Here is a 17,338-nt window from a genome sequence, read left to right on the forward strand (position 1 = left end):
GGCGGGCGCCGTCGGCGCCCGCCTGGCCGCGTCACGAAGTACGCGCGCTCCGCTCCCGCATCGTCGTCAGGTAGATGCCCGCGTACTCCTGCCCGGACAGCGCACCGATCTCCCGCACGATGCGGTCGGTGACACTGCGCCGCAGCCTGCGGTCGGACTCCTGTCCCAGGTGCTCCGCGAAGGTGAGCGGCGTACCGAATCTGACGTCGAACCGGGCGACACGGAGCATCTTGCTCCCCGGCGGATGCACTCGCTCGGTTCCGATCAGTCCGCAGGGGACCACGGGGACGCCGCTGGCCAGTGCGAGCCAGGCGATTCCCGAGGTCCCCTTGTACAGCCTTCTGTCGGGTGACCGTCCGCCCTCCACGTGGATTCCGACGACGTCCCCACCGTGCAGGACGTCGAGTGCCGTGTTGAGCCCGGCCAGCATGCCCGCGCCGTTGCCCTTTTCGACGGAGATCATGTCGACGGACCGGAAGAACGCGGCCTGCAGCCGCCCCTTCACTCCGGGGATGTCGAGCCAGGCCTGTTTGCCGATGAAGTAGACCTGGCGTGGCGTCAGGAGCGGAATGAAGAACGAGTCGAAGAACGAGAGGTGATTGGACGCGATGATGAACGGCCCGTCCGGGAGATTCTCCAGACCGGTCACCCGGGGCCGGAGGATCAGTCTGACGGGTATCAGGAGAAGGCGTCGCAGGAGCATGCGCAGCATGGGGCGTCCTCGTCCACGGTTCCGATGGGTCACGAGGCCTGCAGTTTTTCGACGAGAAGGTCGTGGACGTGGCGCAGTGAGCGAACCTGCTGGAGGTTTTCCTGCTCCATCTTCACCAGGTACTTGCGCTCCAGGCTCACCAGGATCTCCAGGGCCATGAGCGAGTCCACGTCGAGGTCCTCGACGAAGTCGGCCGTGTCGGTCACCTCGGTCACGCTCACGTCGAGGATGTCGGCGAGCGTGCGCCGCAGATCTTCGACGTCCAGTGCCGGGGTGTGGTCCTGCATGTCGGTGGTCGTTTGCATTTCCGGTAGGCCGCCCTTCGTTCCGTGTGTTCCGTGCGTTCTGTGCGTTCTGTGTGGGTGAAATGCCGGTGGTGGCGTCCAGGGCTTCTGATGAACAGCCCGGCCCCTCGGCCGGCTTGTTCAGTTGCTGATTCCGCCGTCGACCTGGAGCACCTGCCCCGTGATGTAGGCGGCCCGGTCGGAGGCGAGGAACGCGACGGCGTCGGCCACTTCGGCCGCCGTGCCGGCGCGGCCGAGGGGAATCTGCCCCAGCACCCGGGCGCGGACCTTGTCGCTCATTCCCTGGGTCATGTCCGTCGAGACGAGTCCCGGAGCCACGACGTTGGCGCGGATGCCGAAGCGAGCGACTTCCTTGGCCAGGGACTTGGTGAAACCGATGATCCCCGCCTTGGAGGCGGCGTAGTTGGTCTGGGTGGCGTTGCCGTGAATCCCCGAAACGGAGGAAATGTTCACGATGGCCCCGCCGTGCTGCTTGATCAGCGGAAATATCATCGCGCGGCACGCGTTGTAGGTGCCGGTCAGATTGGTGTCGATGACGTCGTGCCAGTCGTTGCCGGACATGGTCGCCAGCGGAGCGTCCCGTACGATGCCGGCATTGGTGACCAGCACGCTTGCGGGACCGAGCCGGCTCGCGGTGGCGGTCAGGAACTGCGACATCGCCTCCGCGTCCGTCACATCGACCGAGGCCTCGAACAGCCGACGGCCATGCTTCTCCGCCAAGCGCTCCACCTCGCCCGCGGACTCGGGGCGGGCGCGGTAGCAGTAGCTCACGTCATAGCCGTCGGCGAGGAAGCGCTCCACGATCGCGCGACCGATGCCGCGCGAGCCGCCGGTGACAACGGCGACCTTGTTCGGTTCTTCCTCACCGGCGGCGACAGCGGTCGTCCTGGGCATGTGCACTCTCTCCCTCGATCGGTTCTCGTTGAGCGGTCAGACAAGGCCTTCGCCGCCGTCGACGGCGATGGTGTTGCCGGTCAGCCAGGACGAATCGCTGGCCGACAGCGTGACAATGGCCTCGGCCACGTCCTCGGTGGTCGTGGTCCGGCCGTGCGGGTTGCCCTCGGCGGCACGCTGGGCCAGAGCATCGCTGTCCGGGATGCGCCGCATGGCGGGCGTCAGCGTCATCCCCGCGCGCAGCGCGTTGACCGCGATGCCCGACGGGGCCAGCTCGACGGCCAGTTGGCGCACATGCGCCCCGAGTGCGGCCTTGGCGGCCGCGACGGCGCCGTAGCTCGGCATGGCGTGCTCGTCGCCGCGGCTGGTGAGGGCGAAGACCTTGGCGCCACGGGGCAGCAGACCGGCGACGTACAGGTCGCGCACCCAGTAGACGAGGCTGTGTCCCATGACGTCGACCGTCATGTCCATCTGACGTGGGGTGATCACGTCCTGCTGCCCGTCGCGCGGGATCAGCGGCAGCAGACTGCCGAACGCGATCGAGTGCACGAGGACGCGTACGCCGTTCGCGCCGGCCAGCCGACCCAGCAGCGGGACCAGTTCGGCACGTGTCTGCTTGCTCGCGGCATTGCTGTTGTGGAACGACACCTGCACGCCGGTCGCGCGCAGCTCCTCGATCAGTTCGTCGACCTCGTCCTGCTGGGACGCCGTGCTGAAGTGGACGCCGAAGACGTTCACTCCCTCGCGTGCCAGGGCCACAGCCGTGGCCCTGCCCATACCGCTGGAGGCGCCGAGAACCAGGCACCACGTCCCTTTGAGAGATGACAGCATTTCAACCTCTGGCTCTGCGTTTCGAATCAGGACGCCCCGCGGGCGTCGCCGCCCGGGCGCGTTGAAATGGACCCCAGCGCGACATTGCCCTCGCGGGCGGCGACCACGACCAGGCGCGGACCGAGGTCTTCTGCGTCGGATCGGCTCAGCAGCACCTCCACGGGGGCGAGCGCGCCCGCGCGGGCCGCCGGGAACGCCGTCGACACGGAGGCTCGCGGCCCCAGCCGGCCGCGGACGGCCGCGGCGACGGCGCCCGCGACCGGCGAGTCGTCGATGACCAGCGTCACCGAGGCCGGTCGGGCGCCCGACGGCGCCGGCGCCGACGCGCACAGCTCGTCCAGAGCGGTGCGCACGGTGTCCTCGGCGCGACGGCGTCCTGCCTCGGACTCCAGCGCGGTGGGCGGGATGAACCGCAGCGCCGTCCTGAGCACCGCGTCGCCCCCGGCGTGCGCCGCCCCCAGGGGCCGCAGTGCCAGCACCGCGGCCCCTGATTCGGGTTCCGCGGTATTCGGCCGGGGGTCCGCGGCTTCCGTGACTCCGGCGAGCACCAGGTCCCCCCGCCCCGCGGCGAGCTCCTGGGAAGCGATGTGCAGGGCCTCGATTCCGGCGGTCCGCGGCGAGGTCACCGTCACGTTGAAGCCCTTGAAGCGGTGCTCGGTGGACAGCCGCGACGCGACGAGGTTGACCGAGAAGAAGGGCGTGATCATCGGGCTCAGCCGCTCGATGCCCTGGTCGCGCACGGTCTCTTCGATGTCCGCGTGCAGGGCTGATACGGCGCAGTTCGTCCCGACCACCACACCGCGCCGCTCCTGCGGATGCCGCTCCGCCTCGCCACCCGTCCGCGACAGCGCCTCCCGGGCCGCGCACAGCAGGTACTGACAGGCCGGGGGCAGGTACTTGTATCCGCGTGGGCCGAGACGGACCCGGTGGTCGAACCAGGTGTCGTCGACGGTCCCGGGCGGTGAGGACACGAGTCCGCTCGCCATGACGAGGGACTCCGCCACGCTGCTACGGGCGTTCACCGGTCTTCGCCTCCGAACACCATGGAGAAGTTGTTGCCGCCGAATCCGTACGCGTTGATCAGGACGTCGCCGCGACCGAGGGGGGTGGACCCGTCCTGGGGTATCCACAGCGGGCAGGCCGGGTCCTGGCGCGCGAGGCGTACGTTGGCCGGGATCGTCCGTTGCCGAGCCATCAGCGCGGCAGTGAGCGCTCCGAACGCGGCGGCCGATCCTGCGGTGTGCCCGATGAACGCCTTGAGGCTGAACAGGGGCGTCGCGTGGGTGTGTTCGCCCAGCACGGCGTGCAGCATCTGGGTCTCCACCACGTCGTTCTGCTGGGTGCCCGTGCCGTGCGGGATGACGCAGCCGACGTCCTCCGGGCGGCTTCCCGCCTCCCGCAGCGCTTCCTCGGCCGCCCTGACCAACTGCAGGGCCTCGGGATCGGGGGAGGTGGGGTGATGCCCGTCGCAGCTCCAGGCGGTGCCCTTGATCCGGCCGTACACCCGCCGCCCGGCGGCGGCACGGGCGGACTGGACGACGAGAAGGGCCGCTCCCTCCCCGAACACGGTGCCTTGGCGGTCGGCGTCGAAGGGCCGGCACCGGTGCGGGTCGGACACGCCGAGCCGTCTGAAAGCCGCGAGCGGGACCGCAGCCAGCGCTTCGGCTCCGCCGACCAGGACCGTGTCCGCCTCCCCGCGCCGGATCAGGCCCGCGGCCATGGACAGCGCGTAGCCGCTGGCGGCGCACGCGTTGCTCACACTGAGATTGGTGCCGAAGGCGCCGAACTCCGCGCCGATCGCCGACGCGACGGAGAACATGGGGGACCACTCACCGGTGTCCGCCCGGGAGGCCGTCGAGGGGGTGGCGGCAGGCGCGCACCCGGTGCCGTCGCCGCCCGCGGTGCCGATCACCACCGCCATGTCCGCGATCTCGTCGGCCGAGAGGCCCGCGTCGGCGACCGCCTGACGAGAGGCGTGCAGTGCGAACTCGGTGGCGCGGCCCCGACCGCCCTCGGGTTCTGGTGACCATGCGCCGGCCGATGGCACCTGATAGGCCAGGGCGTCGGGCACATGCGTGGCGAGCCCGTGCACCGCGGAAGGGCGGGAGCAGGCAGCCTGGAGTCCCGCCCAGTATTCGTCGGTGCTCAGTCCGAGACAGCTGACGGTGCCCAGGCCGGTGACGAGCACATCCGGAGGGCGAGCGGCGTTCATGGGCGTCTCCCTCTTTTCTCGCCGATTCCTATCGACTTGGAATTATGCGCCGCTACTGAATCTATGACGCTTTCGACAGAGCCTACGAGGGGTGAGCTAAAGAGTCGCTTAATCACCGGTGGTCGGCGTCGAGTCGATCTGTATTCCCGGATTCGGAAGTCGATTGCACGGTGATCGTTAAGGTCCTTTTTAGGGCATCGGGCTACGTTGTGCGGAAGGCTTGGAATACATCCTGTTCAACGTCGATGAATCAACGTGCAAAGCGTGGTTTCCCGTGGCCGGTTAGTGGCTTGATTTCACGGACGCCGCTGTCCCCGGCTTAGCAGCCTAGAAGAGGAGAACCGGAATGAGTGCTGCGACAACAGGAAAGAGCCAGGAGACCACGGTGACGGGGGCCCGGCGGCTGCGCGAGCTGTTCGCCCGCCCCGGCGTGGTACGCATCGTCGGCGCCCACAACCCGCTCGGAGCCCGGCTCGCCGAACGCGCCGGCTTCGACGGCGTCTGGTCCAGCGGCCTCGAGGTGTCCGCCTCCCAGGGTGTCCCGGACACCGACATCCTCACCATGAGCGAACTGCTGGGCGTGGCCTCGTCCCTGGCCGCCGCGGTCGACGTCCCTGTCGTGGCCGACTGCGACGCCGGTTACGGGAACGCGCACAACGTGATGAACATGATCCGCCGCTACGAGGCCGCGGGGATCTCGGCGGTGTCCATCGAGGACAAGCGTTTCCCCAAGGTGAACAGCTTCATTCCAGGACGTCAGGAGCTGGCCCCGACAGGGGAGTTCTGCGGGAAGATCGCCGCCGCGAAGGCCGCCCAGATCGCCCCCGACCTGATGGTCATAGCGCGTATCGAGGCATTGATCGCCGGCTGGGGCATGGAGGAGGCCCTGCACCGGGGCGAGGCGTACGCGCAGGCCGGTGCCGACGCGGTGCTCATCCATGCGAAGGGCGACTCCCCGGAACCCGTCCTGGAGTTCCTCGAGCGATGGAACCTGCCGACGCCGGTGGTCGTCGTTCCGACGACTTACCACACCATCACCGCCACCGAGCTCGGTGAAGCCGGAGCGAAGATGGTCATCTATGCCAATCACGGGCTGCGGGCGGGTATCACCGCGGTCACCGAGACCTTCGAGACGATTCTGCGGGACGACCGGACCACCGGCCTCGAGACCCGCATCGCCCCGCTGGCCACGGTTTTCGACCTGCAGGGCATGTCGACGCAGAAGAAGCACGAGGCCGAGTTCATCACCCCGTTCGAGGCCCGCTCGCGTGCCGTCGTGGTACCGGGAGGCGGACCCGGGAACGTCGGGCTCACGTCCGCGCTGCTGGAGCACCAGACGTCGGCCCTGCGTCAGTCCGGGATGGAATCGGTGACCCTGGCCATGGCCTCGCCGTTGCCCGGCCGTCCTCCGCAGGACGTGACGATCCTCCCCGAGCGCACGGATGCGCCGACCGCCCTGCTGGACCTGCCCGACGCGCCGTCGAGCCACACGGTGGTGCTCTCCGGCGACGCGTTCGTGGCGAGCGAGCCGCTGCGCCGGCTGATCGCTGCGGGCGCTGACATCGCTGTCCTCGTCGACGTCTCCGCAGGCGCCGAAGCCGCCCGTCGGGCCGATGCGCTGTCGCTGAGCCTCAGCTCCTCGGCCGGCGGCGCCCGCAGGGTGGCACGCGAGGAGGCCGAGGTCGTCGGGACCGGGAGCCGGGACGCCGACGGAGAGTTCGCGGGCGCCGCGGCCTTCTCCCCGAGGGGCTTCGCCCTCCTGCGTGAGGTCGCCGAGAAGCGCCGGGCCGACTCCGTGCCCGCGACGCTGGCCGGCCTGATCACCGATCTGGTCGCGGCAGGCCACCGGATCCGCGCGGTGGAGATCGGTTCCGGCTGGCTGGAGCTGCGGACGGCCGACGACGTACGGCTCGCGACCGACCTGCTCTTCGGACAGGGGGCCGGCCGATGAGCACGGCGACGGACACGGGCCTTGACGCAGGCGTTGTCGTGAGCCTGCTGCACGACCGGGGCTTCGGCCCGTTCACCGGAGTGCCCTGCTCGTTCCTCGGTCCGGTCATCACCTGCCTGGAAGCCGAGTACCCGCAGGAGTACATCATCGCCGCGAACGAAGGCGAGGCGGTCGCCCTCGCGGCGGGCGCCCGACTCGCCGGGCGCAGCCCGGTGGTCATCCTCCAGAACTCCGGCCTGGGCAACACGGTCAACCCGCTCAGTTCGCTCTGCCACACACTGCGGCTGCCGGTCCTGCTGTTCGTGACCTGGCGCGGCCGTCCCGGCCACCCGGACGAACCCCAGCACGAGCTCATGGGCCGGATCACCCCCGACATGCTCACCGCCATGGACATCCGGCACGAGGTCCTCCCGGACGATCCCGGACTCCTCGCGGAACGGCTCGACGTGGCGGCGGCGCACATGGCGGCAACGGGCCTGCCGTACGCCTTCGTCGTGCCCAAGGGAAGCATCCGCCCCTATCCGAAGCCGGCGTCGGCGGCTCCTGGCCCGTCGCTGATGGCCAGGGCCGAGGCGATCGGGCATGTGGCGCGGGCCATGGACCAGCGCACCTTGCTCGTGGCCACCACCGGCAAAACCGCGCGGGAGCTGGAACGCGACTGGGACCGTCCGGAAAACCTCTATGTCGTCGGTTCCATGGGCTGCGCCTCCAGCGTCGCTCTCGGGGTGGCGCTGCACGCTCCCGACCGCCGCGTCGCAGTTCTGGACGGGGACGGAGCGGCCCTGATGCGACTCGAGGCGATGGCCGCCATCGGCCGTCTGGCGCATTCCGGACTCTGCCACATCCTGCTCGACAACGAATCCTACGAATCCACCGGGGGGCAGCCCACCGCTTCGGCGGGCGTGGACTTCGCGGCGATCGCCCGGGCCTGCGGCTATCGGGCCGCCTACGACGTGTCCGATGCGAACGCCCTGTCGACCGCCGTACGGCGGGCCCAGGAGGAAGGGGGCGCCCAGCTCATCAGGGTCCGTATCGCCCCCGGCTCGGACCCGGGCCTCGGCCGCCCCTCTCTCTCGCCGCCCGCATCGGCGGCACGATTCGCGGAGGCGATCGCTCGATGAGCCACAGCACGACGTCCCGGCCGCAGAGACTGGTCCTGATGAATCCGGGACCGGTCATCACGGACGACCGGGTCCGCTCGGCCCTGGCCGGCCCCGACATGTGCCATCGCGAGCCGGAGTTCTCCGACCTCCTCACCCGGGTGCGGCACAAGACCACACTCGTCGCCGGCGGCGATGAACGGCACTCCTCGGTCGTCCTGACCGGATCGGGCACCTCCGCGGTGGAGGCGGCGGTCAGTTCGGCCGTGCCGGCCCAGGGCGGCCTGCTGGTGCTCGACAACGGTCACTACGGCGAGCGGTTCCATCACATCGCGGCCGCGCACGGCATTCGCAGCCGGCGACTGGACATGGGCTGGGCCACGTCCCTCGACCTGTCCGCGGTGGAGGACGCACTCGCCGCCGACCCCGCGCTGACCCACGTGGGCGTCGTCCACCACGAGACCAGCAGCGGCATGCTCAACGACGTGGCCGCCGTGACCCGTATCGCGCACGAACACGGCCGCGAGGTCATCGTGGACGCGGTCAGCAGCATCGGCGCCGAGTCCGTCTCGCTGGCCGACGACGGCATCGACTGGCTGGCGGGCTCAGCCAACAAATGCCTCGAGGGAGCTCCCGGCCTGGCCTTCGTCTGCGCCGCGCGGCAGGCCTTCGAGGCTCTCGCGGACGCGCCCCGCAGAAGCTACTACCTCGATCTGTACCGGCACTACACGGCCCAGGCGAAGGCCGCGGCCCCGGCCTTCACCCCGGGAATCCCCGCCTTCTACGCCTTCGAGACCGCCCTTGACCTGGTGCTCGCCGAAGGCCCCCGGCGCCGGCACGCCCGGTACGAAGGCCTTGCGCGGCAACTGCGCTCGGGACTGGAGGAGTTGGGCCTGGACATACTCCTGCCGCCCCACCAGCGGGCCGTCGGGCTCACCGCGGTCCGGATCCCCGAGGCCCTCGACTACACCGCACTCCACCGCGGCCTGCGTACGGAGGGGTTCGTCATCTACAGCGCCCAGGAGCGGCTGTCCCGGAACTTCTTCCGGCTGTCGACGATGGGGTGCATGACGGCGGCGGACGTCGACCGCTTCCTCGTCGCGCTCGCCAGGTTGCTGCCCGGCAAGAACTGACCCGGGCCGGGTGTGGCGGGAGGGTTTCGCGTGTGCCGTCGCAGACGTCGCAGACGTCGCGGCGCCGAGTACGGCGCCGCGACGGGAGACCAGGGCGTGGCGGGGTGCGTCAGGGGCAGCGGATGATCTGGCCCGCATAGGCCAGTCCGCCGCCGAACGCGAACAGCAGAACCGGTGATCCCTTCCGGATCTCGCCGCGCTCGATGAGCTTGGACAGTGCCAGGGGGATGCTGGCGGCAGAGGTGTTCCCGGACTCGACGACATCCCGTGCGACCACGGCGTTGACGGCGCCGATCTTCTTGGCGAGCGGCTCGATGATGCGCAGGTTGGCCTGGTGGAGCACCACTCCGCCCAGTTCCTCGGGCCGCACACCGGCCCGCTCGCACACCTTCAGTGCGACGTCCGGCAGGGTCATGGTGGCCCAGCGGTAGACCGTGAGCCCTTCCTGGGCGAACTTGTCGGAGGGCGCCTCGATTCGGACGGCCTGGCCCATCTCGGGCACGGAACCCCACACGACCGGGCTGATCTCGGGCTCCTCGCAGGCCTCCACGACGGCGGCGCCGGCGCCGTCACCGATCAGTACGCAGGTGGTGCGGTCGGTCCAGTCGGTGAAGTCGCTGAGCTTCTCGACCCCGATGACGAGGGCGCGCGAAGCACTGCCGGCCTTGAGGCTCTGATCGGCCAGGGCCAGGGCGTGCGGGAATCCGGAGCAGGCCGTGTTGACGTCGAGTGCCGCCGGAGAGGGGGCCCCGATCCTGGCGGCGACGCGCGCGGCGATGTTCGGCGAGCGGTCCTGGGCGGTGCAGGTGGCCACGATGACCAGGTCGATGTCGGCTGCGCTGACTCCGGCCCTGTCCAGCGCGTTCGCGGCGGCCTTCTCGGCCATGTCCGAAACGGACTCGTGATCGCCCGCGATGCGACGCGTGCGAATTCCCACCCGGGTCCGAATCCACTCGTCGCTCGTATCGACCATCATGGCGAGGTCTTCGTTCGTCAGGACCTTGGACGGCTGGTAATGGCCGAAAGAGAGCACGCGAGATCCGGTCATATGGATTTCCTCATTTCGTCGTTCCTCAGGCCGCGAAAGCAACGCTGCTGCTGATGGGGGAATGAATGTCGTCCAGCCACGCATCCCGGGTGAGGACGGCACGCTGGATCTCCTGCAACCTGGGGCCCGGTTCGATTCCGAGCTCGTCAACCAGCACCCGGCGGATCCGACTGAAGACGGACAGAGATTCCGCGGTGCGTCCGCTACGGTAGAGCGAGATCATCAGATAGCCGTAGATGGTTTCCCAGGTAGGCTGTTCCTCAGTGAGCGACTGAAGCTCCCCGATCAGTACGTTGTGACGCCCCAGGCTGATTTCCAGCTCGAAACGTCGCTCAATCGCGAGCATGCGCCTCTCGTCCAGGCGACGGCCGATGCTGTCGAATGCCGGAAGGTGTCGCAGATCCTCTACCGCCTGCCCGCGCCAGAGGCCGATGGCGCTGTTCAGGACGTCTGAGGCCTGTTCGGCCCATCCCCTCGCCTGCAGATCGCAGGCCTGGGAGAAGCGACTTTCGAAAAGGTGCAGGTCCAGGTACTCCTCGGGAAGATCGAGCTGATATCCGGAGGGTACGGTGACGAGGATCGCCGGGTCGATGTGCAGTTCTTTGAGGTGCTTCCGCAGCTTGGACACATAAACGTAGAGCGCGGTGGACGCGCTGCGCGGCGGGGTGTCGGCCCACAACGAATCCAGGAGGCGCCGCGAAGAGACGAAGCTTGCGTTATTGGCGCAGAGATATGCCAGGAGGGCGCGCTGTTTCAGTGCCCAAGGGGTGATACTGATGCCGGCGGAAGTCTCTATTTCCAGTGGCCCAAGTATTCTGAACATCATTTCTACTCCCCCGTTGACGAGATTCGTATCTCGCCGATGAATACTCCTTGTTGACTAAAACAATCCTTGCTTTCCGTGTCGATCAGGGTCAAGTGGACTTGAGGTAGATTTGAGGTTACTGGCGGGTAATTAGCCCTGGTTTTAGCGGTGTTTTAGGGGGGATGGTCGAGAGGGTTTGGTGATTCCGGCGCGGTCGATCACGCGACTTCCTGGTGTTCGTTGTAACAATTTGCCGACTCTTGACCGGAGAGCAGCTGGATCTCGTTCATGATCTCATCCGTGATGAAGCGTCGCGCCTGTGCGCTGCGCACCGACGAATCGTTCTCCGGGAACTGCAGGGGCTGTCCGAAACGGACGGTCACGCGGCGAATGCGTGGTAGCCGGGCCCCCACAGGTTGAATCCGGTCGCTGCCGAGAATTGCGACGGGGACAACCGGCGCGCCGGTACCGAGAACGAGCCATCCCACGCCGGTGCGGCCACGGTAGATCCTTCCGTCCCGTGATCGCGTTCCCTCGGGATAGATGCCGAAGGCCTGGCCCCTGTCGAGGATTCTGCGCGCCTCGTCGAGCGAGGCCTGCGCGGCGCGGTGAGTGCCCCGTTCGACGGGAACGGCGCCCAGCGCCGTGAAGAGCGCCCGCATCATGCGTCCCCTGACGCCATGTCCCTGGAAATACTCGGATTTGGCCAGGAACGCGACAGGGCGTGGCGCCACCAAGGGAATGATGACGCTGTCGATGAACGAGAGGTGATTCGCGGCCAGGATGACGGGCCCGTGGGAGGGCACGTTGTCGCGTCCTTCGATCACGGGCCGGTAGATCATTCGGGCGAGCGGGGCGACCGCTAGTCGCACGACGGCGTGGAGCAGCATGATGTCTCACTTGATGTCAGGGACGGGATCACTTCTGAACGCGGGGTGCGATGTCGAGCGCCTGCAGGGCCAGCGCGACCATTTCGTTCAAGGAAACGGGTCCGGCGGCTCTGGCAATGGAGTTGATCAGCCACAAGTGGGTGAAACCCTCCAGTGCGGCCCATAGGACGGCGGTGAGCCGGCTGCTCTCGATTTCCGAGTGCCAGCATTCGTCCTGTTGCCGGTCCCGCACCAGTTCGACTGCTTTCTCGAACAGGGAGCGGCTCAGCGTGCCGAGTTCCGGATCGCTCTGCAGGAGCAGATCGTGACGTGCCATCAGCTCGTGAAGTCCGGGGTTGGCCACGCCGAACTCCACGTACGCGAACGCGACTGCTCGGAGTCGCTGTGCCGGCGTGGCCTGTGCGCCGCACGCGCGCAGTGCGTTGTCGCTGCGGTCCGCCAGCCTCCGGTAGCCCTCGCTGGCAACGGCGGACAGAAGCTCGGCCCTCCCGGAGAAGTGGCGCAGCGGTGAACCGTGGGACACGCGGGCGCGCCGGGCGATGGCGCGCAGCGACAGTGCCTCGACGCCGCCTTCCGCGACCATGTCCAGCGCGCAGTCGAGTAGTCGCGCTCGCATTGCATGATGTGCGTCGGATCTCACGTAGACAGTGTCTAGCATGAGGTAGACGCTGTCTACAACACCGTCCTGGGGACGGCTCGGCGCCTTGCCCGGGTATGGGGCACTCGGTCCCCGGCCGGCGGTCGAGGGGGCGGGCGCGCCACCGGCGCCTCCGCCGTTCCGCGCGGGACCAATTCCGTGGGCGGCACTCGCACACTTCTTTTGGCTAAAGCCTGGCTAGCATTCTGGTTTCACCACCCCTGAACACCCGCTGAAATACGCGTACAAGCGCCAGGACCGGGCTTACCGTATCGGCCTCGGAGCGTCTAGATTTCGGTTCGGGAATAACGCGCGTCGATCCCGGACGAAACTCGTGTGCAGTGGAGATCGTTCGGCGGTCTGTCGTCGACTTCACGGAGAGGAAGGACGGTCCGGATGGCCGATCGCCCCCTGGTACGTTGCGGCAGCGCCCTGGTCGTGTTCGAGGGGACGGGCCGTCTCCCCTTCCGGAGGGACGGTTCCGGGGAGTGGCGGGCTGACAGCCTGTGGCCCGGTCCTCAGGATGCACAAGCGCTGGAGGAGTATCTGGCCGACGGCTCCCCCATGCTGATTGTGCTGAACCGGGAACCGGCAGTCGTCTCGCTGACGCCGACAGAGTTCTCCGCACTCCCGCCGGGAATCGGCGAGACCGTCGGAACCGATTCCGAGATAATCGACATCGAAATTCCGCGGCTGAACTGGCTGCCGGACTCGCTGCGGGAAAGAGGGCTCCGGCACCTGGCGAACGCTTCCGGGACGCTCCGAGAGGTACCCGCGCTGATGCTGCCGCCGTTGCTCCTGGACAACGCCGAGCGGGCGGCCCCGCAGGTGCGTTTTGCAGTGCGGGCGTCGAGCGCCCCGCTGTACGCCCATCAACTTGAACAGGTCATCTTGCACGTCTTCGCGGACTGAGCACACCAGACAGCAGAATCGAGGGGGGTTTTATGTTCAGGAAATTCGTGAGGGCTGTCCTGTCCCTGTTGATGCGCGTGATATTCCGGCCACGGGTCAGCGGTCTGAACAACATCCCGGCGAGTGGACCGTGCATCATCGCGGCCAACCACCTGTCGTTCTCCGACCATGTCTTCATCTCGCTCGCCGTGGTGCGCCCGGTGCGTTTCATCGGCAAGGCCGAGCGGCTGACCGGGACGGGAGTCAAAGGGAGGCTGAGCGCGGCGTTCTTCCGGACGATAGGGATCGTGCCGGTCGAGCGGGACGGCGGCCCCGGGGGTGTGGCCGCTCTGGAACTCGCCCGCGAGGTCATAGCGGACGGCGAGGTCTTCGGCATTCACCCGGAGGGCACGAGGTCCCCCGACGGCCGGCTCTACCGGGGCCGTACCGGTGTGGGCTGGCTGGCCATGGCGACCGGCGCCCCGGTGGTGCCGTGCGGGCTCGTCGGCACCGATCGGGTTCAGCCGCTCGGGCGGCTGCTGCCGAAGATCGTCCGGTTCGACATGCACTTCGGTGCTCCGATGACCTTCCCGGAGCACCGCGGCAAAGAGGGGAACCCTCGGCTTCGGCGCAGTGTCACCGATGACGTGATGAAGCAGATCGAGTTGCTGTCGGGCCTCGAGTACGTCCCCAGGTTCGCCTCGATGCACAAGGACAAGGACAAGACGCCGCTCAAAGAGGGGGCAGCATGATTTCCGAGATAAGCCAGCGCCTGCATGATCCGATCACCTACGCCCTGCCGGCCATCGCGCTCATCATCATTGTCGAGATACTCGTGCTGCGTTACGACGAGGACGACACCCGGCGCTTCGATCTCCGGGACACGCGGGCCAGCGTCCTCACGGGAGTCGGCGCGCTCGTCGTTTCGACGGTATCGCGGAGCATTTCCCTCCTGGTGTACGCATGGGTGTACGTCGAGGTGGCTCCTTTCCATCTGCCGGAGAATGCGTGGTACACCTGGGTCATTCTCTTCTTCGGAGTCGATCTCACCATCTACGGATACCATCGGATGACTCACCGGGTCCGCGTCATGTGGGCGGGTCATCAGGTCCACCACTCCAGCGAGTATCTCAATGTCGCCGTCGCGGTCCGTCGTAAGTGGGCGCAGTGGTTCGAGAAGCTCATGTGGCTGCCGCTTCCCCTGCTGGGCGTACCACCGGTCCTGGTTTTCACCATGCAGTCGCTGCATCTCCTCTACGGCATCTTCGCGCATACCGAGAAGATCGGGAAGTGCCCGGCATTCATCGAGGCCGTATTCGTTACTCCCTCGCACCACCGCGTACACCACGGGAGCGACCAGATCTATCTGGACAAGAACTACGGCAGTATTCTGATCATCTGGGACCGGCTGTTCGGAACTTTCCAGCCGGAGTTGCACCGTCCGACCTACGGGCTCACCACCCCGCTCAGTTCGAACAGTGTCTGGCACATTCAGATCCATGAATTCGCGAAGATGTTCCGTGATGTGCGGCGGGCCGGAAGCTGGCGCCATCGCCTGGGATATGTCTTCGGCCCGCCCGGTTGGAAGCCCGTCGCCACCGGCACGGCGCGGGGCGGGGGACAGACGGAGTCCTCCTATGAGGCCCCGCTGCCCGGAGGTACACGGTGACGCTCACCGGAGCCATCGCGCCGGACCGACCGACGTCGGCTGCCGAGCCCTATCGCCTGGCGTTCGTGGGCGGCGGACCAAGGGCTACCTACGCCCTGGAGCGGTTGTCGGCGACCGTCGACAACCTGGGAGCCGGACAGTGGCTCGAGGTCCATGTCTTCGAACCGTCGGGTGAGTTCGGCGCCGGTCAGGTCCACAGTCCCTCCCAGGCCAGAACCAGCTATCTCAACCGCATCAGCGGCCAGGTCGGCTTCGCCGCCGACGACAGTGTGACGGGTGCCCGTCCGCTGCTGCCGGCGGCGGATCGCCCCACCTTGTACGAGTGGTGCCGCAACCGCTACGCGGAGACGGGCGAGCCCGACTTCGACGTGTCGCCGCAGGACGTGCCGAAACGCTATGTGCACGGCCTCGCCCTGCGCGACATGTTCGACGGCTTCGCGCGCAGGCTGAGTGCCCATCCCCGAGTGGAGATCCGGCTGCACGTCGCCGAGGTCACCGACATCGAGCCGCTGGGCGACGGACTTCGGATCGTCACCCGGGACGGGGACGGGTACCTGGTGGACGAGGCCCTGCTGTTGACGGGGCACTCCCACCACGATCCGGCACGTGCTCGGGAGGGGCGCCGCCTGGCCGATCTGGCAGCGCGGGCCGGCGCCCACCACGTTCCGCACCCGTACCCGCTCCGGACCGAGCTCTCCTCGCAGATCGTCGGCCGGGACTCGGTCGTCGGCTGCATCGGGATGGGGCTCACCGCGATCGACGTCATCCTGCATCTGACCGAGGGACGGGGAGGGACGTTCGTCGACGACGGGCCGGACGGTCTCCGCTACCGGCCCAGTGGGGACGAGCCGGCCGGCATCGTGGCGCTCAGCCGGTCGGGACTCTTCAACTGCGCGCGGCCGTACAACGACAAGGAGCGGATGCAGGGGGCGGGTGATCACCCCGGCACGTTCCTCACCCGTGAGGCGATCGACCAGTTGCGGGCCAGTGCCGGACGTCCGGTGCGACGCGGCGGAGAGGAACGGCTCCAGCTCGACTTCGAGCGGAACGTGCTGCCGCTCGTGCTGCTCGAGATGGCCCACACGCATTACGTCACCCTGTTCGGCCCCGGCACGGCTCTCCTCCTGACGCAGCGTGTGATGCCGGGATACCTGGACTTCCTCGCGGGCAGGAGGCCCGAGGGGGACGAGCCGACCCGTCTGCTGGCGCCGATGGAGAAGGCGCTCGACGAGATCACGGACGTGCTCGAGAGCGTTGCCCGGGGGGCGTCCTCGGTCGAGGCCGAGCAGCGACGGTTGCCCTGGCCGGTCCGGGACGTACTCCTGCACTGGACCAAGGTGGTGCTGGGGCCGGCCTCCGAGCGGGAGTGCCGCCGCCACCTGGAGCGAGGGCTGTCGCTGGAACCCCTCATCGGAGGCGGCGAGGGGCCGACCGGCCTGGAACGGGACATCCGCGGGAACCGCTTCGACTGGGAGCGCGTCGTCTCCCCTCTCGCGGCCGACGGCGATGCCGACTCCTACCGCCAGGCGGTGCTGGAGTTCATGAGGCGTGACCGACTCTGGTCGCTGCAAGGCAATCTGACCAACCCCCACAAGGCCGCCGCGGACGGCGTCTGGCGCGATCTGCGTTCCGTCATCTCCTACGCCGTCGACGAGGCCGGGCTGACGGCGTCCTCGCAGCGGACGTTCCTGCAGCAGTACGTTCGCTGTCACAACAGGCTGGTCAACGGGGCGGCGCCGGAACTCTCGGAAAAACTCGCCGCGTTGATCCGGCACGGCGTGCTGGACGTCTCGGCGGGCCCCGAAGCGGATCTGCGCCTGTCGGGCCCACGGCCAGGGCTCGTCGTCGAGGGCCCGCACACCGGTGCGCGCCGCCCGGTCGACGTGGTGGTGGAGGCGCGGGTGCACGGCTTCGACCCCAGGCTCGACATCCGTCCCCTCTACAGAAACCTGTTGAGCCGGGGAGTCGTACGGCTCTGGCGCAATGAGTCCGCCGACGGGGACGTCCTCGAACCCGGCGGAATCGATCTGACGCGTGACTTCCACGCGATCCGCTCCGACGGCAGTCCGGATCCTCGGATCACCGTGCTGGGGGTGCCCACCGAGGGGGCACGCACGTTCAACATCTCAGCACTGCGCCCGGACGCGGATCACTACATCATGCAGGACGTGCTGACCTGGCTGTCGGGCTTCTGGTCGATGGCGGCGGCCAAGGTCGGCGAAGGAATCCCAGGATGAGCAAGGCAGCTCCGCCGAGCCCT

Annotated in this window: 17 protein-coding genes; 7 read left to right on the top strand and 10 right to left on the bottom strand. The window is 68.1% G+C overall.

Going from position 1 to position 17,338, the window contains the following annotated elements; translation table 11 throughout:
- Positions 1-31: 31 nt before the first annotated feature.
- From OG562_RS23850 to OG562_RS23875, 6 genes are all read right to left on the bottom strand, one after another.
- The gene (locus OG562_RS23850; RefSeq protein ID WP_266401014.1) at positions 32-712 is read right to left on the bottom strand and encodes a 1-acyl-sn-glycerol-3-phosphate acyltransferase; all 681 of its coding nucleotides are present in this window, start codon (positions 710-712) and stop codon (positions 32-34) included.
- Positions 713-741: 29 nt separating this feature from the next.
- Entirely contained in the window at positions 742-1,017 is a 276-nt protein-coding gene (locus OG562_RS23855) for an acyl carrier protein (protein WP_266401016.1), read from the bottom strand.
- A gap of 120 nt (positions 1,018-1,137) precedes the next feature.
- Positions 1,138-1,911 carry a 3-oxoacyl-ACP reductase FabG gene (gene fabG / locus OG562_RS23860; RefSeq protein ID WP_266401017.1) on the bottom strand — a complete coding sequence of 258 codons (774 nt, stop codon included), beginning with the start codon at positions 1,909-1,911 and terminating at the stop codon, positions 1,138-1,140.
- A gap of 36 nt (positions 1,912-1,947) precedes the next feature.
- A complete protein-coding gene (locus tag OG562_RS23865; RefSeq protein ID WP_266401019.1) occupies positions 1,948-2,742 on the bottom strand; it encodes an SDR family oxidoreductase in 795 nt (264 codons plus the stop codon).
- A 26-nt stretch (positions 2,743-2,768) separates the two neighbouring features.
- Positions 2,769-3,764: a beta-ketoacyl synthase N-terminal-like domain-containing protein gene (locus OG562_RS23870; RefSeq protein WP_266401021.1), complete on the bottom strand. Its 996-nt coding sequence runs from the start codon at positions 3,762-3,764 to the stop codon at positions 2,769-2,771.
- A complete protein-coding gene (locus OG562_RS23875) occupies positions 3,761-4,954 on the bottom strand; it encodes a beta-ketoacyl synthase (protein WP_266401024.1) in 1,194 nt (397 codons plus the stop codon). The genes OG562_RS23870 and OG562_RS23875 overlap by 4 nt, the downstream gene beginning before the upstream one ends.
- 346 nt (positions 4,955-5,300) lie before the next feature.
- On the opposite strand from OG562_RS23875, the gene OG562_RS23880 reads away from it, so the two are divergent.
- Genes OG562_RS23880 through OG562_RS23890 form a run of 3 tightly spaced genes read left to right on the top strand, consistent with a single transcriptional unit; the run spans position 5,301 to position 9,138 of the window.
- On the top strand, positions 5,301-6,905 hold the full coding sequence (locus tag OG562_RS23880; protein ID WP_266401026.1) for an isocitrate lyase/phosphoenolpyruvate mutase family protein: 1,605 nt from the start codon (positions 5,301-5,303) through the stop codon (positions 6,903-6,905).
- Between the two features lie 38 nt (positions 6,906-6,943).
- A complete protein-coding gene (gene aepY, locus OG562_RS23885) occupies positions 6,944-8,026 on the top strand; it encodes a phosphonopyruvate decarboxylase (protein ID WP_266401028.1) in 1,083 nt (360 codons plus the stop codon).
- A complete protein-coding gene (locus tag OG562_RS23890) occupies positions 8,023-9,138 on the top strand; it encodes an alanine--glyoxylate aminotransferase family protein (protein WP_266401029.1) in 1,116 nt (371 codons plus the stop codon). Before aepY ends, OG562_RS23890 begins: the two co-directional genes overlap by 4 nt.
- A gap of 109 nt (positions 9,139-9,247) precedes the next feature.
- Here the strand turns inward: OG562_RS23890 and OG562_RS23895 are convergent, their stop codons facing one another.
- The 4 genes from OG562_RS23895 to OG562_RS23910 form a co-directional block, all read right to left on the bottom strand.
- Positions 9,248-10,186, bottom strand: a complete 939-nt coding sequence (locus tag OG562_RS23895; protein ID WP_266401031.1) for a beta-ketoacyl-ACP synthase III — start codon at positions 10,184-10,186, stop codon at positions 9,248-9,250.
- A 25-nt stretch (positions 10,187-10,211) separates the two neighbouring features.
- Positions 10,212-11,012, bottom strand: a complete 801-nt coding sequence (locus OG562_RS23900; RefSeq protein ID WP_266401032.1) for an AfsR/SARP family transcriptional regulator — start codon at positions 11,010-11,012, stop codon at positions 10,212-10,214.
- Between the two features lie 197 nt (positions 11,013-11,209).
- Positions 11,210-11,881 (bottom strand): 1-acyl-sn-glycerol-3-phosphate acyltransferase, encoded by a 672-nt coding sequence (locus tag OG562_RS23905; protein ID WP_266401033.1) that lies wholly within the window; start codon positions 11,879-11,881, stop codon positions 11,210-11,212.
- Positions 11,882-11,909: 28 nt separating this feature from the next.
- The gene (locus OG562_RS23910; protein ID WP_266401034.1) at positions 11,910-12,521 is read right to left on the bottom strand and encodes a TetR/AcrR family transcriptional regulator; all 612 of its coding nucleotides are present in this window, start codon (positions 12,519-12,521) and stop codon (positions 11,910-11,912) included.
- 393 nt (positions 12,522-12,914) lie between these two features.
- Here OG562_RS23910 and OG562_RS23915 point away from each other — a divergent pair, with 393 nt between their 5' ends.
- From OG562_RS23915 to OG562_RS23930, 4 genes are read left to right on the top strand one after another with little or no spacing between them, the layout of a single operon-like run.
- Positions 12,915-13,430 carry a hypothetical protein gene (locus tag OG562_RS23915; protein ID WP_266401035.1) on the top strand — a complete coding sequence of 172 codons (516 nt, stop codon included), beginning with the start codon at positions 12,915-12,917 and terminating at the stop codon, positions 13,428-13,430.
- 47 nt (positions 13,431-13,477) lie between these two features.
- Positions 13,478-14,161 carry a lysophospholipid acyltransferase family protein gene (locus OG562_RS23920; protein WP_323187547.1) on the top strand — a complete coding sequence of 228 codons (684 nt, stop codon included), beginning with the start codon at positions 13,478-13,480 and terminating at the stop codon, positions 14,159-14,161.
- Positions 14,158-15,078, top strand: coding sequence for a sterol desaturase family protein (locus tag OG562_RS23925; protein ID WP_266401039.1), 921 nt, complete (start codon positions 14,158-14,160; stop codon positions 15,076-15,078). The genes OG562_RS23920 and OG562_RS23925 overlap by 4 nt, the downstream gene beginning before the upstream one ends.
- Positions 15,075-17,315 carry an FAD/NAD(P)-binding protein gene (locus OG562_RS23930; RefSeq protein WP_266401041.1) on the top strand — a complete coding sequence of 747 codons (2,241 nt, stop codon included), beginning with the start codon at positions 15,075-15,077 and terminating at the stop codon, positions 17,313-17,315. The genes OG562_RS23925 and OG562_RS23930 overlap by 4 nt, the downstream gene beginning before the upstream one ends.
- Positions 17,316-17,338: the final 23 nt, after the last annotated feature.

Origin of the sequence: Streptomyces sp. NBC_01275 (assembly GCF_026340655.1) — a bacterium.
Taxonomy (GTDB): Bacteria; Actinomycetota; Actinomycetes; order Streptomycetales; family Streptomycetaceae; genus Streptomyces.

Coding starts and splice junctions, on each gene's coding strand:
- OG562_RS23850 (WP_266401014.1), bottom strand. CDS start 712: ATGCTGCGCATGCTCCTGCGACGCCTTCTCCTGATACCCGTCAGACTG.
- OG562_RS23855 (WP_266401016.1), bottom strand. CDS start 1,017: ATGCAAACGACCACCGACATGCAGGACCACACCCCGGCACTGGACGTC.
- fabG (WP_266401017.1), bottom strand. CDS start 1,911: ATGCCCAGGACGACCGCTGTCGCCGCCGGTGAGGAAGAACCGAACAAG.
- OG562_RS23865 (WP_266401019.1), bottom strand. CDS start 2,742: ATGCTGTCATCTCTCAAAGGGACGTGGTGCCTGGTTCTCGGCGCCTCC.
- OG562_RS23875 (WP_266401024.1), bottom strand. CDS start 4,954: ATGAACGCCGCTCGCCCTCCGGATGTGCTCGTCACCGGCCTGGGCACC.
- OG562_RS23880 (WP_266401026.1), top strand. CDS start 5,301: ATGAGTGCTGCGACAACAGGAAAGAGCCAGGAGACCACGGTGACGGGG.
- OG562_RS23890 (WP_266401029.1), top strand. CDS start 8,023: ATGAGCCACAGCACGACGTCCCGGCCGCAGAGACTGGTCCTGATGAAT.
- OG562_RS23895 (WP_266401031.1), bottom strand. CDS start 10,186: ATGACCGGATCTCGCGTGCTCTCTTTCGGCCATTACCAGCCGTCCAAG.
- OG562_RS23900 (WP_266401032.1), bottom strand. CDS start 11,012: ATGATGTTCAGAATACTTGGGCCACTGGAAATAGAGACTTCCGCCGGC.
- OG562_RS23905 (WP_266401033.1), bottom strand. CDS start 11,881: ATGCTGCTCCACGCCGTCGTGCGACTAGCGGTCGCCCCGCTCGCCCGA.
- OG562_RS23915 (WP_266401035.1), top strand. CDS start 12,915: ATGGCCGATCGCCCCCTGGTACGTTGCGGCAGCGCCCTGGTCGTGTTC.
- OG562_RS23925 (WP_266401039.1), top strand. CDS start 14,158: ATGATTTCCGAGATAAGCCAGCGCCTGCATGATCCGATCACCTACGCC.